Source organism: Actinacidiphila cocklensis (assembly GCF_907177275.1).
Classification (GTDB): Bacteria; Actinomycetota; Actinomycetes; order Streptomycetales; family Streptomycetaceae; genus Actinacidiphila; species Actinacidiphila cocklensis.
On record NZ_CAJSLV010000002.1, the window covers coordinates 124,276 to 140,534 of the forward strand.

Here is a 16,259-nt window from a genome sequence, read left to right on the forward strand (position 1 = left end):
AGCCGGACCATCCGTGCGTCCCTGTGTCCCTGCGTCCCTGCGTCCCTGCGTCACCGGGGTGACGCGTCGCCGTCGTCCCTGTACACCGCGATCGCCCCGGTCGGGCAGCAGTCGGCCACCTCGTCGGCGAGCGCGACGCTGCCCTCGTCCCGCAACTCGCCCGAGTCGGCAGCCGGGTAGCCGCTCTCGGTACGGCCGAACAGCGCGGGACCCATCACCTGGCACAGCCCGGAACCCCGGCACAGCTCCCGGTCCACGCTGAAGGAGCCGCCGCTCATACGGCAGCCGCCGTGCGGACCGGCAGCCGTACGATCCGGCGCATCGCCCAGTTCTCGATGTAGCCGATCTCGGCGCGGTCCAGGGCGAGTTCGAGCCCGGGGAAGCGGCGGAAGAGGCCGCCGACCGCGAGGTCGCCCTCCATCCGGGCCAGCGCCGCGCCGAGGCAGTTGTGCAGCCCGTGGCCGAGGCCGAGGTGCCGGTTGTCCGGGCGGGCGATGTCCAGCCGGTCGGGGTCGGCGAACCGCGCGGGGTCCCGGTTGGCCGCCAGCAGCGCGGCGATCACCGGCGATCCCGCGGGCAACCGGGTGCCCGCCACTTCCACCTCCTCGGTGGTGACCCGGAACAGCCCGGCGCTCAACGCGCCGTCGTAGCGCAGCAGTTCCTCGATCGCCCCGGCCCCCAGATCGGGGTCGGACGCCAGCAGCCGGGCCTGGTCCGGGTGGTCGAGCAGCGCGAGCACCGCGTTGCCGACGAACGCCCGGATGGTGTCGCTGCCCGCGAGGATCATGGCGCCCACCATCGCGACCAGTTCGTCCTCCGACAGCCGGTCCTCGTCCTCGCGGGCCTGGACCAGTACCGACGTGAGGTCGGCCCCCGGCCGGCGCCGCTTGTCGGCGACCAGTTGGGCCGCGTAGTCGCAGATCCGGCCGAATCCCACCGGGACCTGGTCCATGAGCGCCGGATCGGAGGGGAACGCCTGGGCCAGCGCCTCGACCAGCTCCTTGTGCCGATCGATCTCGAAGCCCAGGATCTCGCCCATCACCCCGGAGGAGACCACCCCGGCGTAGTCGTCCATCACGTCGAAGGTGCCACGGGCCGCGCAGTCCTCCAGGGTGGCCGCCACCGTGCGGCTCACCGAGTCCCGCCAGGCGGCGACCCGGCGCGGTGTGAAGGCGCTCATCGCCAGCCGCCGCAACCGGGTGTGCGCCGGCGGGTCGACGACCGTGATCGCCTTCTCCAGGATGCTGCCGGCGCCCGTGGTCAGCCCGGCCGCCTTGAACTCCTCGTTGGCCCAGGTGCCGCTCTCCGAGCTGAACCGCGGATCGGCCAGTACGTGGCGGACGTCCTCGTAGCGCGTGACGATCCACATCCGCACGTCGCCCACCGGAAAGCGGAACTCGTGCACGGGGTCGTGCTCGCGCAGCCACCCGAGGGTGGCGTACGGGTCCCGGTAGTACTCCGGGCTGAACAGCGGCGCGTGCGCCTGTGCGGTGGTCATGGGGTGCCTCCTGTGCGTGGGGCGACGATGTCGGAGACGACCGTGCACAGCAGGTACTCCGGCGGAGCGACCTCCAGGCGGGAGATCTCCTGCTGCCCGGCCGGGATGCGCGGATCGGCCATCCACGCGTCGTAGGCCGCCATGTCCACCCACGCCGGGTAGTTGACGAAGGTGCGGCCTTCGGCGTCGACGTAGGGCGTGGCCGAGACGAAGCCGGGGACGTCGTGCTTCCAGACGCCGCTCTGCCGCAGCAGGCCGAGCAGTGCCGCGGTGGCCTCGGGACCCGACAGGTGCCGGGTCGCCACCACCACCGTGCCCGGCGGCCGCCCCGCCGCAGGCCCCGCGATCCCGGGCACCGGGGCGCCGCGGAAGACGGTCGCCCCGGTGACGCCCGGCCAGCCCGCCGCGCCGTGCAGCGGGCCCCCGGCCGGGCTGTCCTGGAAGGAGGTGCGGTACGCGTCCTGGTCCGTCCACTCCCCGCGGTGCACCACGACGTCCTCCACGACGCCCAGGTGGACCCGTGAGGAGACGAACCCCGGCGTGTGCCGGACCCAGTCCCTCACCTCGGCGGCGATCACCTCGGCCACCTGTGCCGCCGTCCGTGCGCCGTCGGTGCGCAGTACGCCGAAGGTCGCGAAGCCGGGTTCAGCGGAAGGCATCGGCGTGTTCCACCGCCCACTCGCGGAAGGACCGGGCCGGACGGCCGGTGGTGTCGGCGACCACGGTGGAGCCGGGCTCGGGCGTCTGGCAGAGGTCCGCGAAGTAGTCGAGCGCGCCGTCCGCGTACGAGGGCGGCCAGCCGGTGTCGACCATCGCCTTGCGGGCCGCGTCGTGGTGGATGTCCTCCCACTCCAGCGTGCGCCCCAGCACCTCGCCGATGATCTGCACCTGCTCCCGCTGCGACAGCGCCTCGGGGCCGGTCACCAGGTACTTGCGCCCGGCGTGCCCGTCCTCGGTCAGCGCCCGCACCCCGACCGCGGCCAGATCGGACTCGTGCACCGAGGTGCGGACCGCGTCGCCGTACGGGAACTGCACGGTGCCCGAGGTGCGGATCTGCGGGGCGAAGCCGAGCGAGTTGGCCATGAACCCGGTGGTGCGCAGGAACGTCCACTCCAGGTCGCTCTGCTCCAGCAGCTTCTCCAGGTAGGCGTGGCAGTTGTTGTCCACCGGTTCGATGCCCAGGTGCACACCGACCGAGGAGACCACCGCGACCCGCTCGGCGTGGGCGGCGATCCGCTTCAGCACCTCGGGCGCCGTGCGGGTGTTGAGGGCGAAGAAGGGCCACATCCAGAACACCCCGTCGACGCCGGGCAGCGCGGCCTCCACGCTGTCGGGGTCGGCCAGGTCGCCGTAGTGGAGCTCGACGCCCTCGGGAAGGCGGTGCAGGTTCGGGTCGTCCTTGAGCACCAGCGCGCGGACGGCCGCGCCCGCCTCCAGCAGCTGCCTCACGGCGTACGGGCCGACGTTCCCCGTCGCCCCCGTGACCAGGATGGTGTGTCTGCGGTGCTCGCCGGTCGTGTGGGTCATGCCTGTGGCTCCCTTCGCAGGTCGCAGTTGGGGTGCGCGGTCCTGGGCACCGGCCGGACCGCCGGCCGGTTCACTGTCCGGGCCGCAGCCGCAGCACTGCCGCGGCCGCCGTACCGCCCGGGTCGATGGAGGTGATGACCGCGGTCCTGCCCGCGCACGCGGAGTCGTCCTCCGCGCGGCTGAGCAGCGCGGCCAGTTCGAACGAGGCCGAGGCCGCGTGCGTCTCGCCGATGAGCGCCGCCACCGGCGTCCCCACCCGGGCCGCACCGAACAGCCCGGTCAGCGCGTCGAGTTCGCCGTCGCCCTCGGCGCCCGCGGCACCGGAAGGGCAGGCCACCCACACCTGCGACGCCTCGGCGCCGCCGGCCGCGAGGGCACGCCGTACGCAGCGGTCCACCGCGCCGCGCCGGTCGCCGTCGGCGAAGGTCGCCGACGCCACTGCCAGCAGCTCGGCCAGCGGCGGCTCCTCCGGCTCGGTGGTCAGCGAGAAGAGCGCGCAGCCCTCGCCCAGCACCGGCCCCGGGGCGCCGCCTTCCCTGCTGTGGTGGTCGATCCAGGACCGGGCGTCGGAGAACTCCTCGGCAGCGCCGCACAGGACCGCCGTGGCCCGCCCGCTGAGCAGCAGCCGGCGGGCGTAGTTGAGCGCCACGAGGCCGCCGGGCCGCCCGGCCGACAGCGTCGCGTTGGGGCCGCGCAGCCCGTGCCAGATGGCGCACTGCCCGGCAGCGCCGTTCATCACCGCGTAGGGGATCAGCCCGGACTCGACGTGGTAGGGCCGCTCGCCGGTGAGCGAGCCGCGGGTCAGGTCGATGGTGCTCTGCGCGCTGCCGACGGTGGTGCCGAGCACGAAGCCGGTCCGCTCGCGCGGCACCGGCAGCCCGCCGGCACCGGCCAGCAGGTCACCTGAGGTCGCCACGGCCAGGCCCGTCACCCGGTTCATCGACCGGGTGCCCTTCTTGCCGAGTGCGGTGCGCACGTCGAAGTCCGGTACGAGGCAGGCGACGTCGTCGGGGACTCCCCACCGCTCCCGGTCCAGCCGCACCGCCGTGGACACCTGCTGCCGCACTCCCTTGGCGAAGGCGTCGCGGCCGGTGCCGAACGGGGAGACCGCCGACCAGTCGGTGATGGCGAGCGTGGCACCCGTCACGGCCGGATTTCCCCGACGACGTCGTACACCCCGGACAGGTTGACCATCCGCGGGAGCTCCGACTGCGGAATGGTCACCTTGAGGTTGAGTTCCAGCGAGGACAGGATCTCGATCAGGCGCATCGAGTCCGCGTCGTGGTCCTCCACGAACCGGCTGGTGTCGGTGAGCTCGTCCGACTCGACTTCCAGGACGTCGCTGACGAGCGTTTTGATACGGTCCCGGGTGTCGGCACTGATGACCGCCATGGCGGTGCCTCCTGTTCGGTCACGATGGGGAGTTGGTCAACGGCAACGGTCAGGGAGCGGTCGACGGCGGCCTCGGGCCGACGACCGGCACGGCGTCGAAGAATCCGTAGAGGGCCGCCACCCGGCCGCCGGCCAGCAGGGCGACGTCCATCCCCGTCAGGGCCGGCTCGCCGTCCTGCGCGGCGCACTGCCAGCCGAAGCGCACCTGCTCGTGGTGGCCGTCAGGGGTGCCGGCCGGGCTGAACGCCAGCCCCGCGAAGCGGCTCCGGGTCAGCCCGATGTAGGAGTCCAGGGCGGTCCTGCCGCGCAGGGAGACCTCCGGGTCGACGTAGCGCACGTCCTCGGTGAACAGCTCGTCGACGGCGGCGCGGCGGCGGCCGTCGGGGAGGTTCCAGACGGCGATGTAGCGGCGGACCAGGTCCGCGTGCGGGTCCGCGGCGGGCGGGTTCATGACGCCGGCCCCGGGTCCCCGCCGGGGCGGAGCCCCTCGGCCGGCCCGAACCCGTAGATCCGCTCCGCCACCCGCCGCTTGGCCGCCTGGTGGGCGTCGAGCCGCGCCGGCTCGTAGCCCCCGGCGACCGGCCGCGGCGGCACCGCGGGCGCCTCGGGTCCGAGCACGTCGCACCGGGTGAGCGCCCAGGGGGAGCCGTGGTCGGTGAGCGAGCGGTGCTTGGTGCCGTAGTAGTCGTCGCGCAGGCTCACCGCGACGCCGGACGCTCCGGCCGCCGACGCCAGCAGATGCGGGTGGAAGCGGGTGGAGAACCACGCCTGGCCGGGGCGTGCCGGGAAGCCGCGGCGCAGCACGTCGTCCAGCGTGAAGAGCCGGGTGCGCGGCAGCGCGCGGCGGGTCATCTCCAGGACGTCGCGGTCCGCCTCCGGCCAGCACTCCAGCACACCGACCTCGCGGGCGCCCCAGTCGGCCACCGCCTTCGACACCAGGGACAGCAGCCCGTTCATGCCCCGGTGCGCCGCCCGCTCCCGGGCCGCGGCGGCCGGGCCGTCCGCCGGCTGCGAGAGACCGGCGCCGGGCGGGAACAGCGCGGTGGGACGCAGGGTGAACTGCACCGACACCATCACCTCCGGCAGGTCCGCCGACTCCTCGTCCCGCCACGAGCGCGGGTAGAGGAACACGTCGTCGCAGGAGAGCGCGGCCGGATCGGCCAGCAGCCGGGCCGACGCGGTGTCACGGACGTCGGTCACCGCGAAGCCCGCGGCCAGCGCGCGGATCCGGTCCTCGCCGCCGGCGGCCGGCGGGTACAGGCCGACCCCGGTCATCGCGGCGCGCCCGCCGGACCGCTCGGTGGCCGCCGCGATGCCGGACAGCAGCCCGGTGAAGGCCGGCCACATGCTGTTGAGGAAGCCGCCGCCCGTCAGATGGACCACGTCGGCGCGGCACAGCGTGGCGATGCCGTCCCGCAGGTCGGGCGCAAGTCCCGGGTCGGCGACCGCCGCCCGCACCGCGTCGGCCGCGTCAAGACCGGCCGCCCAGTTGCGGAAGCACAGCTGCCACAGGGTGGAGACCAGGCGCAGCCGCGGGTGCATGGACCGCAGCGGGGCCACCACGGCGTCGGGGTCGACGCAGTCGACCACGACGTCGGCGTCGGGCGCGTGCTCCGCCAGGTACTTCACCCAGGTCGCGGCTATCAGCTCGTCGCCCAGATTGGGTATGCCGGCGGTCGATACCAGGTAGTAGAGCGGGCGTTCACTCATCGTCGCTCGGATGCCCTTCCTTCGACGCGTTTCCGAATTACAGGGAGTCGCCCAATTGCCCGGTCCTGCCCGCGGGTTCTCCCGCGGTCCGCGATTTTCCCGGCGAATTGAACAGGTGTCGGGCTCGGCAGACAGTGCATGGGATCGTGATACATACCTTCTTCGGTGCAGCACACACGATTCAACCCGCCCTGGTGCAGAGGTTGGTCAGGAGAACCTGAAGGGGACGCCCGGGAATTACAGAGAAACGCCAGAAGGGTGTCAACTGTGCAGGTCGCAGGCTTCGGTACCGGCGCCCTGCCGAACCCCTGTGTGAGCCCGCGCAGGCGCCGTCGACGGCGTGCTGTGACTCCGGCTGCGCGCCCGCAGTCGATCCGCTCACGGCTTCGGTGGAGAGGCGGAGATGAACTCCCTGATGGGAGTGGGAGTTCGATAGCCGCGCTACTCCGGGGCGGTCGAGGCGGCCTCGTGGAAACCTGCGCCGTGTCGTATAGTGCCTTTGTGGCAGCAGTGACTGGAGCCACGAGTGTGACGACCGGACGGGGGAAGATGGCCATCCGCGCCAGTGTGAGCGGCCCGTACGCCACCGTACCCGTGCAACCGGTTCGTCGGACCGCGCCCCCCGGGAGGTGATTCCGGCCGGCTGTCAGGGTCTTGGCGTCCACTTGGTTTTCGTACCTGTGCGACCGCGTTTCCGGATGCTGTCGGAGACGGTTCGCCGGTCGGCCACCGTCCTCCTTCGGAGTTTCAGAGAAGGCGCCCCCGACGATGGAGCCGGTGGATGTGCCGAGGTGTTCTCCTTTACGCACCCGACTGCCCGTTTTGCTTCCTGCAGTTAACTCTTTAGCAATAGGGTCACCGTCTCCCTGAAATGAGTCCAATGGACCGTCTTGCGGGAGGCGTGGGAAGCTATCGAGTAAATCGGGTATCCTGAACCATTTGGCATTGACAAGCGGTCATAGAGGTTTCTACTTTCAAGGGTGGGAACACGCTTACTACGGGACCTTCAGACGAGGGGGAGTCGTGAGTGATCATGCAATGCGGCTGGCGGAATCCGAGACTCCGAATGCATATTCGGCACTGACCTGGCGCATCCTCATCGCAGAGGGTGACGTGGACCAAGCCGACCACTTGGCCCACCAGTTACGCCGCTACGGCCATAAGGTGCAGCACGTGCAGACCGCGGACGCCGCACTGCGTCTTGCGCGTGACGTCGACTTGATCATCCTTGACCTTGAGCTTCCTGATGCCGACGGCCTCGAGGTGTGCCGGAGCATACGGTCCGTGGACACCACCCCGCTGATCGCCGCCGCGGTGAGCGAGAACGAACTCGACTGCGTGCTGAGCCTGCGGGCGGGCGCCGACGACTTTTTGCAGAAGCCTTACCGGATACGGGAGATAATGGCGCGGACCGACGCCATCATGCGACGCGTCCACCCCCGCCCGTCGAGCCACATCATCCGGCACGGCCAGTTGAACATCAACGAGGTCTCCCGCGAGGTGCACCTCGACGGCCAGCAGATCGGCGTGACGCGCAAGGAGTTCGACCTGCTGCACGCCCTGGCCTCCCGCGCCGGCCGGGTGCTCGGCCGCGACGACCTGATGCGCGAGGTGTGGGGCAACTCCTGGTCCCGGCGCACCCTCGACACGCACGTCAGCAGCCTGCGCAGCAAGCTGGGCTCCAGCGACTGGATCGTCACCGTCCGCGGCATCGGCTTCCGCCTCGGACAGGGGTGAGCCGCATGCGGACCATCGTGTGGTGCGAGGGATGCCGGCGCGGCTCGGACGCCGCCGACCCCGGCCTTGCGCTCGACGGCCTGCGGCTGTGCGCCCAGTGCCTGCGCCTGCTGGCCCGCAGGATCGAGGAACTGCCGCACATGTACGAGGAGTGCGGCCGCGCGCTGGGCGGCTCGGTGCCCAGCGGGGTGCGTGAGCACACCTCGGGCGGCCCGCTGCCGGGCATGACGATCAACGCGACCGCCGTGGAGGTGCGTACCGAGATCCTCGGCACGCTCAGCGCGTGGAGCGGCCTGGTCGCCGAGCAGCGGGAGGTGCGCGCCCCGCGGCGCGCGGTCGACCAGCTCGCGGGCTTCCTGCTGCGGCACCTGCGGTGGCTCGCGGCGCACCCGGCCGCCGGCGACGCCGCCCAGGAAGTCGCCCGCCTCGCCCGGGCGGCCCGCCGCGCCGTCGCCGCGGAACCGGTGCGCCGGGTCCAGGTGGGAGGTTGCGTCGAGCCCGACTGTCCCGGCCGGATCGTCGCCACGCTCCGCGACGGCGGTCTCGACGAGCGCATGCGCATCCGCTGCGACGCCGACCCCGACCACTCGTGGACCGCCGCCGAGTGGACCCTGCTGCGCCGCGCTCTTCCCGACGCGGCCGCGGAGGAGCGCTGGCTCACCGCCCAGGACATCTCCCGCCTGTGGGACACCCCCGTCGGCACCGTCTACCGCCTCGCCAGCGAGCACCGCTGGCCGCGCCGGTCCCGCGGCGGTCGCACCTACTACTCCGAGCTGGCACCGCACGCCCACTTCACCCGCCACCCGCGCCGCACCTGACCCGTCGGCCGCGCGCGGCCGCCACCCGTCAGGGGCGGGGCTGCAGCAGTTTGCCGAGCAGCGCGGACAGTTGCCCGCGCTCGGCCGGGGTGAGTGCCGCGAAGGTGTCGTCGAGGAAGGCGGGGACCGCTGCCTCGGCGCGGGAGAGCAGACGGCGGCCGGCGTCGGTGATCGTGACGGCGTAGGCACGGCGGTCGTCGGCGTCACGCTCGCGCCGCACCTGGCCCGCCCGTTCCAGGCTGTCGCAGATGCCCACCATGACGCTGCGGTCGATGCGCAGTTCCTCGCCCAGGACCCGCTGCGAGCTGGGGCCGGCCTCGGCGAGCATCTTGAGCACCAGATGCTGCCCGACCCCGATCCCGGACGCGGCCGCCTCGGTCTCCGCGGCCCGGGCCACGAGTGCCGACGCGCGGCACAGCGCGATGTCGAGGCGCTCCGCCGCGAGCCCGGGGAAGTAGACGGCTCCGCGGCCCGCGGCCTTGGGTGCCATGCGCCCCACGTCCTTCCGTGCTCCCCGCGATCACCCGCCACGCTACCAGGATCCGTCTGTCCGCAGATTGTTTGCCATCCCCCTGTCCGGCTTTGTAGGGTCCAATCATCTGCGGCAAGACGATCTGTCCTCAGACGGAAGTGGGGACGGTCTTGCCCGGCGCCGGCGCCCGCTTCGCGGGCCGCGAAGGACTGGAGAGGAAAGACCCGTGACCCTGGACCTGACGCCCGACCAACTCCTGTCGACCACCCGGGCGGTCCGCAAGCGCCTCGACTTCGACCGGCCGGTCTCGCGCTCGCTGATCGAGGAGTGCGTGGACCTGGCCGTGCAGGCGCCCACCGGCCGCAACCGGCAGCGCTGGCACTTCGTCGTGGTCACAGAACCCGCCCAGCGGCGCGCGGTGGCCGACCTCTTCCTACGCGCTCTGGCGACGGCCGCCGGGCAGCCCCTCACCGAGCGCGACGCCTGGCGCATGGGCTACCACGCGGGCTCCACCGAGCGGGTCTTCGACGGCCTGCGGCACCTGGCCGCGAACATCCACCGGGTACCGGTGTTCGTCATCCCCGGCGTGGAAGGGCGCACCGACCACGCTTCCGTGACCGTCCAGGCGGGGACGTGGGGCTCGATCCTGCCGGCCGTGTGGAGCTTCATGCTGGCCGCCCGGGCGCGCGGACTCGGCACGACCTGGACGACCGCGCAGGGGCCGCTGGAGCGGGAGCTGTCCGAGGTGCTCGGCGTGCCGTACGACGAGGTCATGCTGGCCGCGTTCGTCCCGCTGGCCCACACCGTCGGCACCGACTTCAAGCCCGCCCCGCGGATCCCCCGCGAGCACGTCCTGCACTGGGAGCAGTGGGAGCAGCGCGCCGCCGCGGGCCCGGGTCGGTCGTCGAGTGCCTGGTAGAGGGCGGTCCGGAAGTCGACCATGAGGTGCACCGGGCGCCCTGCCGGCCCCCTTTCGACTCCCCGCGCCGATCCTGGATCGACTGACGCGGTTCCGTGACCGGCGGGGCGCCCGGTGCACCCCTCCTGAACAGCGCAGACGTCGGGTTGCCGAGCGAAATGTGTGCCGGGCGACATCTGGGGCAAACGCACAGCAATCAGCCCCCCCGGCGGAGACGGGCGCGGGCGTCGCGAGGTAGGGCCACCAGCAGGAGGGCAATGCACCATGGGTGATCAGGGCAGCAACAAGACCGGGTCCGCCCGGGACGACGAGCTCAAGCACGAGATGCAGGGCGAGCTGAACGCCAGCCGGGCGCTGCGGCCCGAGGAGGCCTTCGAGCCGATACCGTCCGGCGACGCCGGACCGGTCACGGACTGGAGTCCCGCGGGACCCGGCGGCGGCGTGCCGCCCGGCATGACGCCGCGCGACGTCGACGTCCGCAGCGAGCTCGCCCGGCACCTGGAGCCGGGCAGCTTCCCCGCGAACCGGGGCGGCCTGCTGCAGGCGCTGGGCCGGCACCAGGCGGGCGACGGCCTCGTCGACCTCGTTCGCGGTCTGCCCGACCACGAGAAGTACCGGAATGTGCAGGACGTCATGCGAACCCTCGGCTACGGCGTGGAAGCCCACCGGGTCTGAACCGCCCACCGGGTCCGAGTCGCGCGCCGGGGCCAGGCCGGCCGTCGCGCGCGGCCCGGGCGGCGAGAGCCCTGCGGCTCAGTCGAACACCGAGACGCGGGTGCGGTGGTGCTGCGGCGTGTCGATCTCGTCGAGCAGCGCCACCGCGAGATCCGCGTACGACAGGTGCGCCGCGCCCGCCTCCGGGACGGTCTCCCCGCCGATGCGGTAGCGGCCGGTCCTGGGAGCATCCGCCTCCAGCAGGGCAGGCGGGGTCAACACCAGCCAGTCGACCGCTGTTTCCGCCGCGCCGAGCCTCCGCAGCCCGGCTTCGTGAGCACGGGCGAAGGGGCGGATCTCCGGTGGGAACAGCGCGGGATCGTCCATCACCGACCCGCCGTCGCCGGTCCTGAGGTTCGCGAACAGGCCGACCACGACGAGCCGGGGCACCTGTGCGTCCGCGAGGCCTTGCAGCAACGCGTCGGCGGCCTTGACGTAGAACTCGGGGTCGAGGCCGGCGAAGCCCTGCTCGGGCCCCGTGAACGGGCTCACCGCGTGCACCGCGGCCGCTTGGCCGCGGCTCACCGCGGCGACCGACTGCGGGTCCCTGATGTCCCCGCGGAGGACCCGAACTCCCTCCGCCTCGATCCCGGTGTGCCTCTCCGGCGCGCGGACCACCGCGGTGACGCGGTGCCCGCGGGCTCGCGACTCGGCGGTGACCGCCCGCCCGGCCCGGCCGCCGGCCCCGAAAACAACGATCTCACTCATGCGTGACCTCCCCGGCGGCGGATCTCGCCGCCGACAAGGAACGGTATCCACGGGATACTGGTTACCTCAAAGATACCGGGCTACCTTCGCGACCATGGCGAACCCGCTGGATCCCGAAATGTTCGACCCCATCTGCCCGTCCAGCGCCATGCCCATCCAGATCGGCGACAAATGGACGGGAATGGTCGTGCTCTGCCTTGAGGAAGGGCCGCGCAGATTCACCGAACTCCGTGTCCCCCTGGGCGGCGTCACCCCGAAAGTCCTCACCCAGACGCTGCGCGCCATGGAGCGCGACGGCCTGCTGACCCGCACCGCCTACGACGAGAACCCGCCCCGCGTCGAGTACGAGCTCACGGAACTGGGCCGCAGCCTCTTCTCCCTGATCGCGGCCGCGAGAGCCTGGAGCAGGGACCACCTGCCCGCGCTGCTCGCGGCCCGCGCGGCACACGAGAGCGCGCCGGCGGCACCCCGGCTCCTGCGACGCTCGCCGCCGTCCGGCCCGGGCCGGTGAGCCGTGGCGCCGGGCCGGCCCAGGAAGACGGCCGGCCGGGGCTCACAGGCGGCCCGCCTCCGTCAGCCGGCGCAGGAACGCACGGGTGCGCGGCTCGGCCGGAGCGCCGAACACCTCGTCGGGTACGCCGCGTTCGAGGACCACTCCGGCGTCCAGGAAGCACACCTGGTCGGCCACGTCCCGGGCGAACGCCATCTCATGGGTGGCGATCACCATCGTCATGCCCTCGTCCTTCAGGTCCCTGATGACCGCGAGGACCTCGCCGACCAGTTCGGGGTCGAGCGCCGCGGTGACCTCGTCGAGCAGCAGCAGCCGCGGCCTGGTGGCCACCGCCCGGGCGATCGCGACCCGCTGCTGCTGGCCGCCGCTGAGCCGGTCGGGGTACTCGCCCGCCCGGCCGGCCAGCCCGAGCCGGTCCAGCAGCTCCCGCGCGTCGGCCTCCGCGCGGTCCCGCGGCACCTTGTGCACCCGGCGCGGCGCCAGCGTGATGTTGTCGAGCACCGTCATGTGCGGGAAGAGGTTGTAGGCCTGGAAGACGACGCCGATCCTGCGGCGTACCGCGTCCTGGTCGATCCGCGGGTCCGTGATCTCCTCGCCGTCCAGGAAGATCGCCCCGTCGTCCACTTCCTCCAGCAGGTTCGCGCAGCGCAGCAGCGTCGACTTGCCCGAGCCGGAGGCGCCGATCAGCGCGGTGACGGAGTGCGCGGGCACCTCCAGCTCGACGTCGCGCAGCACGACCGCCGAGCCGTACGTCTTGCGGACCGCCTCCAGCCGCAGCACCGGCTCGTCCGGCGGCGGCCCCGCGGGACCCTTGGACAGGACGTCAGCGGTCATGTCGTCCCTCCCTGCGCCTGGCGCCCGTTCATCCGCGCCGCCACCCAGTCGGTGAACCTCGTCATGGGAATGGTGATCGCCACGAAGATCAGCCCGGCGAGGACATACGGCGTGTAGTTGAAGTCCCGGCTCGCGACGATCTGCGCTGCGTAGACCGCGTCCACCGCGCCGCCGATCGACACCAGGCCGGTGTCCTTCTGGAGCGACACCAGGTCGTTCAGCAGCGGTGGCACGACCCGGCGCACGGCCTGCGGCAGCACCACGTACCCCATGGTCTGCGCGCTGCTCAGGCCGAGCGAGCGGGCGGCGGCCCGCTGGCTGGGGTGGACCGACTCGATGCCGGCCCGGAACACCTCGGCCACGTAGGCGGTGTACGTCAGGCAGAGCGCGAACCCGCCGAGCACTACCGGGTCGTGGGTGACGCCGCTCAGCCGCAGCGCGGGGATGCCGAAGACGCATACCAGGATGCAGATGATCAGCGGCATCCCGCGGAAGAAGTCGACGTACGCGGTGGCCAGCGCGCGCACCGGGAAGAAGACCGGGCCGCGCAGCGTGCGCAGCACCGCGATCAGCAGCCCCGCGACCAGCACCACGGCGCCGCACACCGCCAGCAGCCGCAGGTTCAGCCACAGCCCGTCCAGCACCTTGGGCAGCGCGACACGGGCGTAGTGGGCGTCGAAGAACGTCTCCCTGGTGCGCTGCCAGCCCGGGGACTCCACGATCAGCGCGACCAGGACGGCCGCGGTCACCAGCGAGCTGACCGCGGCCACCGCGAAGGCCCGGCGGGTACGTTCCCGCTTGTACCGCTCGCGGGCGAGCCGCCGCGCGGACGGCTCGTACCGGCTGTCCGGCGCGTCCGGTACGGCCTCGTCCCGCACCGTCACTTCAGCACCGGAGCGCCGACGGCGTCCGACAGCCACTGCTTCTCCAGCGCCGCCAGCGTGCCGTCGGTCCGCAGCCGCGTCACGGCCGCCGAGACGCACGACGTGAGCCGGCTGCCCTTGTCCAGGACCAGCCCGAACTGCTCCGACGGGCCGCCCGCCGAGGCGAACTGCCCGACCACCTTGGCGTCCTGCACCTGAGCGCCGGTGATGTAGAAGGCGGTCGGCAGGTCCACCACGATCCCGTCCACCTGGCCGTTCTTCAGTGCGGCCACGGCCAGGTCGTTGCGCTGGAAGACGGCCGGCTGCCGGTCCGGCTTCACCACGTCGGTGATGGTGTCGAGGCTGGTCGTGCCCACCTGGGCACCGAGTGCGGCCTTCTTCAGGTCCGCCAGGCTGCGGGCGTTCGCGATCGGGGAGTCCTTGCGGGCGACGACCGCCTGGCGGACGTCGTAGTAACCCGGCGAGAAGTCCACCGCCTTCTTCCGCTCGTCACTGACGGACACCTGGTTGATGTCGAAGTCGAAGTTCTTCGCGCCGGGGGAGAAGGCGGAGTTGAACGGCACGGTCTGCCACACCACCTGGCCGGGGCCGAAGCCGAGCCGCTCGGCGACCGCGTAGGCGACCGCGGACTCGTAGCCCTTGCCGTTGGACGGCTTGTCGTCGGAGAACCAGGGCTCGTACGCCGGGTTGTCGGTCCCGACGGTGAGCTTGCCCGCGGTGTGCGTGGGCAGCGCGGCGCCGGTGCAGGAGGCGGTCGACGCCGTCGCGGCGGACGCGCCGCCCGAGCCGGCCGACGGTGTGCCGGCGGCCGAGTCGTCGTCCTGCGGGGAGCAGCCGGCGAGGGCCAGGGCCGTGGTGGCGAACAGGACTGCCGCGGCGAGGGCCGGACGGCTCGAAGTCAGCGGATTCACGGGACGCATGGCCGGACCTTGGCACCGCGACGGCGCCACTGTCCACGCGATTCGGCCTGCTGTCCGGATGGCGGACCATTGTGTCCGCAATGTTTCGCCGCTCGGTCGCGCGGTGCGCTATCCGCCAGGCTGCGGTCGGTCGGCGTTGCTCGACCCGTGGGCGAGGTCCAGGCCCAGCCGCGTCGCGTGGTGGTGGACCGTCTGGCCGTTGCGGGTGGTGGCGATCAGGCCGGACTCGCGCAGGGCGGACGCGTGCCGCGATGCCGCGGCGGGGGAGACGGCCAGGGCCACCGCGAGCTGGCCGGTGGTCAGCGCGGGCGTCCTGACCACGGCGACCAGCGCGGTTGCCCTGGTCGTGCCCAGGAGCGACTGCAGGGCCTGGGGCGCGGCGTGCAGTTCCGGGTCCCGGGTGAGGGCGGTGGTGGCCGCGGGGTAGCTGATGATCACCGTGTCGGCGAGCGGGTTGAAGGTGATCCTGGTGGCCAGCGCGGAGGGCTGGAGGACCAGCGGCCGGCCTTCGAGGGATTCCACGGCGTCGACCATGGTGTTCAGCCGCAGCTGGCGGCCGTCCCAGCTGACGGAGGGATGTACGGAGCGCAGCAGCCCGTCGGGGCCGCCGAGGGCGGCATGGGTCCGCGCCCTCGCGGACGCGGTGGCCACCAGGGAGGAGATGCGCCGGCGGTAGGGGTCGAGGGCGGTGGCGCGCAGGCCGGAGAGCATCCGGTCCAGAGCGGTGGCCGCGCTGGGGTGGCCCTCGGCAAGCCCCCGCGCGAAGGGCGTCAACGCCCCGGACCGGGCCAGGTCCCGCAGGTGGGCGACGGCGGGCGGCGACTCGGGATCGACCGGCGCCGGTGCCGTTCGCGCGGCCTCTTCGAAGAACGCCGGCAGGTAGAAGTCGGTGTACAGGTCGAACAGCCTGCTGTGGTACGGGTTCCAGCTGCGGGCGACGTCGAGGCGCCACGCCGAAAGGTGGCGGCCGGGGGCGCGGTCGGCCATGTGCGCCCCGCCCAGGGCCAGTTCATATCCGAAGTCAGGTGCGTCCGCGACCTGCAGCCGTTCGAGGTCGTCGGTCGTCAGACGGATCCGTATCAACGTGGCATCCCCGGGCGCGGTCCCTGGCGGTGCTGGGCTGGAGCCTTTTCGTCCTGCTGCAAAAGCCTAGCCGCCGGGGTGGCGGGAGTCGATCGTGTACTCGCGGCTTCCGCCGCGATCAGCTGCCGGGTCACCACGGGGGGGACCCGGCAGGCTGTCACCTCACGTGCCGACGGTGTCGGCGCCCCGAATCCGCACCGGGCAGCACGGCGAGCGAAGGCGCCCCCCGGAGAACCGGAGGGCGCCCTGTCGGCAGAGGTACGGGTCAGCGACCGTGGTGGTGGCGGTGGCCGTGCGAGCGGTGGCCGTGGCGGTGGTGCTTGCCCCAGGCGCCGTGGTGGTGGTGCCCCGAGCGGTAGTCGTCGCCTCGGCCGTCACGGTGGTGCCCCGAGCGGTGGTCGTCGCTCCGGTCGTCACGGTGCTGCGTGGAGCGGTCGTCGCTCCGGTCGTCACGGTGCTGCGTGGAGCGGTCGTCGCTCCGGTCGTCACGGTGCTGCGTGGAGCGGTCGTCGCTCCGGTCGTCACGGTGCTG

Annotated in this window: 19 protein-coding genes and 1 pseudogene; 5 read left to right on the top strand and 15 right to left on the bottom strand. The window is 72.6% G+C overall.

What is annotated here, in order from left to right; genetic code table 11:
- Positions 1–50 precede the first annotated feature (50 nt).
- The 8 genes from NFU81_RS02385 to NFU81_RS02420 all read right to left on the bottom strand — a co-directional run bounded on the left by NFU81_RS02385 (position 51) and on the right by NFU81_RS02420 (position 6,127).
- The gene (locus NFU81_RS02385; protein WP_251484362.1) at positions 51–278 is read right to left on the bottom strand and encodes a ferredoxin; all 228 of its coding nucleotides are present in this window, start codon (positions 276–278) and stop codon (positions 51–53) included.
- Entirely contained in the window at positions 275–1,498 is a 1,224-nt protein-coding gene (locus tag NFU81_RS02390) for a cytochrome P450 family protein (protein WP_251484364.1), read from the bottom strand. The genes NFU81_RS02385 and NFU81_RS02390 overlap by 4 nt, the downstream gene beginning before the upstream one ends.
- Positions 1,495–2,157 carry a putative quinol monooxygenase gene (locus NFU81_RS02395; RefSeq protein WP_251484366.1) on the bottom strand — a complete coding sequence of 221 codons (663 nt, stop codon included), beginning with the start codon at positions 2,155–2,157 and terminating at the stop codon, positions 1,495–1,497. Before NFU81_RS02395 ends, NFU81_RS02390 begins: the two co-directional genes overlap by 4 nt.
- Positions 2,144–3,025: an SDR family oxidoreductase gene (locus NFU81_RS02400; RefSeq protein WP_251484368.1), complete on the bottom strand. Its 882-nt coding sequence runs from the start codon at positions 3,023–3,025 to the stop codon at positions 2,144–2,146. Before NFU81_RS02400 ends, NFU81_RS02395 begins: the two co-directional genes overlap by 14 nt.
- A 70-nt stretch (positions 3,026–3,095) precedes the next feature.
- The gene (locus tag NFU81_RS02405; protein WP_251484370.1) at positions 3,096–4,172 is read right to left on the bottom strand and encodes a beta-ketoacyl synthase N-terminal-like domain-containing protein; all 1,077 of its coding nucleotides are present in this window, start codon (positions 4,170–4,172) and stop codon (positions 3,096–3,098) included.
- On the bottom strand, positions 4,169–4,417 hold the full coding sequence (locus NFU81_RS02410; RefSeq protein ID WP_251484372.1) for an acyl carrier protein: 249 nt from the start codon (positions 4,415–4,417) through the stop codon (positions 4,169–4,171). The genes NFU81_RS02405 and NFU81_RS02410 overlap by 4 nt, the downstream gene beginning before the upstream one ends.
- 49 nt (positions 4,418–4,466) lie before the next feature.
- On the bottom strand, positions 4,467–4,868 hold the full coding sequence (locus NFU81_RS02415) for a nuclear transport factor 2 family protein (RefSeq protein WP_251484374.1): 402 nt from the start codon (positions 4,866–4,868) through the stop codon (positions 4,467–4,469).
- Positions 4,865–6,127, bottom strand: a complete 1,263-nt coding sequence (locus NFU81_RS02420; protein WP_251484376.1) for a polysaccharide pyruvyl transferase family protein — start codon at positions 6,125–6,127, stop codon at positions 4,865–4,867. The genes NFU81_RS02415 and NFU81_RS02420 overlap by 4 nt, the downstream gene beginning before the upstream one ends.
- Before the next feature lie 1,038 nt (positions 6,128–7,165).
- Here NFU81_RS02420 and NFU81_RS02425 point away from each other — a divergent pair.
- Positions 7,166–7,864: a response regulator transcription factor gene (locus tag NFU81_RS02425; protein WP_251484574.1), complete on the top strand. Its 699-nt coding sequence runs from the start codon at positions 7,166–7,168 to the stop codon at positions 7,862–7,864.
- A gap of 5 nt (positions 7,865–7,869) precedes the next feature.
- Complete coding sequence (locus NFU81_RS02430) at positions 7,870–8,682, top strand: hypothetical protein (RefSeq protein WP_251484380.1); 813 nt, start codon at positions 7,870–7,872, stop codon at positions 8,680–8,682.
- Between the two features lie 28 nt (positions 8,683–8,710).
- Here NFU81_RS02430 and NFU81_RS02435 read toward each other — a convergent pair whose 3' ends face one another.
- Positions 8,711–9,172 carry a MarR family winged helix-turn-helix transcriptional regulator gene (locus NFU81_RS02435; protein ID WP_251484381.1) on the bottom strand — a complete coding sequence of 154 codons (462 nt, stop codon included), beginning with the start codon at positions 9,170–9,172 and terminating at the stop codon, positions 8,711–8,713.
- Positions 9,173–9,380: 208 nt separating this feature from the next.
- Here NFU81_RS02435 and NFU81_RS02440 point away from each other — a divergent pair, with 208 nt between their 5' ends.
- Together NFU81_RS02440 and NFU81_RS02445 are read left to right on the top strand one after the other, a co-directional pair.
- Entirely contained in the window at positions 9,381–10,073 is a 693-nt protein-coding gene (locus tag NFU81_RS02440) for a nitroreductase family protein (protein ID WP_251484384.1), read from the top strand.
- A gap of 264 nt (positions 10,074–10,337) precedes the next feature.
- Entirely contained in the window at positions 10,338–10,748 is a 411-nt protein-coding gene (locus tag NFU81_RS02445) for a DUF2795 domain-containing protein (RefSeq protein WP_251484387.1), read from the top strand.
- Positions 10,749–10,826: 78 nt separating this feature from the next.
- Here NFU81_RS02445 and NFU81_RS02450 read toward each other — a convergent pair whose 3' ends face one another.
- Complete coding sequence (locus NFU81_RS02450) at positions 10,827–11,495, bottom strand: NAD(P)-dependent oxidoreductase (RefSeq protein ID WP_251484389.1); 669 nt, start codon at positions 11,493–11,495, stop codon at positions 10,827–10,829.
- A gap of 94 nt (positions 11,496–11,589) precedes the next feature.
- Here NFU81_RS02450 and NFU81_RS02455 point away from each other — a divergent pair, with 94 nt between their 5' ends.
- On the top strand, positions 11,590–12,006 hold the full coding sequence (locus NFU81_RS02455) for a winged helix-turn-helix transcriptional regulator (protein WP_251484391.1): 417 nt from the start codon (positions 11,590–11,592) through the stop codon (positions 12,004–12,006).
- A gap of 42 nt (positions 12,007–12,048) precedes the next feature.
- On the opposite strand, the gene NFU81_RS02460 is transcribed toward NFU81_RS02455, so the two are convergent.
- The 5 genes and pseudogenes from NFU81_RS02460 to NFU81_RS02480 form a co-directional block, all read right to left on the bottom strand.
- The gene (locus tag NFU81_RS02460) at positions 12,049–12,840 is read right to left on the bottom strand and encodes an amino acid ABC transporter ATP-binding protein (protein WP_251484393.1); all 792 of its coding nucleotides are present in this window, start codon (positions 12,838–12,840) and stop codon (positions 12,049–12,051) included.
- Positions 12,837–13,718, bottom strand: coding sequence for an amino acid ABC transporter permease (locus tag NFU81_RS02465; protein WP_251484577.1), 882 nt, complete (start codon positions 13,716–13,718; stop codon positions 12,837–12,839). The genes NFU81_RS02460 and NFU81_RS02465 overlap by 4 nt, the downstream gene beginning before the upstream one ends.
- Before the next feature lie 2 nt (positions 13,719–13,720).
- A complete protein-coding gene (locus NFU81_RS02470) occupies positions 13,721–14,644 on the bottom strand; it encodes an ABC transporter substrate-binding protein (protein WP_251484395.1) in 924 nt (307 codons plus the stop codon).
- A 108-nt stretch (positions 14,645–14,752) separates the two neighbouring features.
- Positions 14,753–15,727, bottom strand: a complete 975-nt coding sequence (locus tag NFU81_RS02475) for an ArsR/SmtB family transcription factor (RefSeq protein WP_251484397.1) — start codon at positions 15,725–15,727, stop codon at positions 14,753–14,755.
- A gap of 265 nt (positions 15,728–15,992) precedes the next feature.
- Positions 15,993–16,259: pseudogene (locus NFU81_RS02480) on the bottom strand (DEAD/DEAH box helicase); the annotation flags it as partial.

Excerpts from the sequence above, each read along its gene's own strand:
- NFU81_RS02420 (WP_251484376.1), bottom strand. The coding sequence starts at position 6,127 with ATGAGTGAACGCCCGCTCTACTACCTGGTATCGACCGCCGGCATACCC.
- NFU81_RS02395 (WP_251484366.1), bottom strand. The coding sequence starts at position 2,157 with ATGCCTTCCGCTGAACCCGGCTTCGCGACCTTCGGCGTACTGCGCACC.
- NFU81_RS02470 (WP_251484395.1), bottom strand. The coding sequence starts at position 14,644 with ATGCGTCCCGTGAATCCGCTGACTTCGAGCCGTCCGGCCCTCGCCGCG.
- NFU81_RS02415 (WP_251484374.1), bottom strand. The coding sequence starts at position 4,868 with ATGAACCCGCCCGCCGCGGACCCGCACGCGGACCTGGTCCGCCGCTAC.
- NFU81_RS02435 (WP_251484381.1), bottom strand. The coding sequence starts at position 9,172 with ATGGCACCCAAGGCCGCGGGCCGCGGAGCCGTCTACTTCCCCGGGCTC.
- NFU81_RS02410 (WP_251484372.1), bottom strand. The coding sequence starts at position 4,417 with ATGGCGGTCATCAGTGCCGACACCCGGGACCGTATCAAAACGCTCGTC.
- NFU81_RS02445 (WP_251484387.1), top strand. The coding sequence starts at position 10,338 with ATGGGTGATCAGGGCAGCAACAAGACCGGGTCCGCCCGGGACGACGAG.
- NFU81_RS02455 (WP_251484391.1), top strand. The coding sequence starts at position 11,590 with ATGGCGAACCCGCTGGATCCCGAAATGTTCGACCCCATCTGCCCGTCC.
- NFU81_RS02425 (WP_251484574.1), top strand. The coding sequence starts at position 7,166 with ATGCGGCTGGCGGAATCCGAGACTCCGAATGCATATTCGGCACTGACC.
- NFU81_RS02385 (WP_251484362.1), bottom strand. The coding sequence starts at position 278 with ATGAGCGGCGGCTCCTTCAGCGTGGACCGGGAGCTGTGCCGGGGTTCC.
- NFU81_RS02450 (WP_251484389.1), bottom strand. The coding sequence starts at position 11,495 with ATGAGTGAGATCGTTGTTTTCGGGGCCGGCGGCCGGGCCGGGCGGGCG.
- NFU81_RS02400 (WP_251484368.1), bottom strand. The coding sequence starts at position 3,025 with ATGACCCACACGACCGGCGAGCACCGCAGACACACCATCCTGGTCACG.
- NFU81_RS02390 (WP_251484364.1), bottom strand. The coding sequence starts at position 1,498 with ATGACCACCGCACAGGCGCACGCGCCGCTGTTCAGCCCGGAGTACTAC.
- NFU81_RS02460 (WP_251484393.1), bottom strand. The coding sequence starts at position 12,840 with ATGACCGCTGACGTCCTGTCCAAGGGTCCCGCGGGGCCGCCGCCGGAC.
- NFU81_RS02430 (WP_251484380.1), top strand. The coding sequence starts at position 7,870 with ATGCGGACCATCGTGTGGTGCGAGGGATGCCGGCGCGGCTCGGACGCC.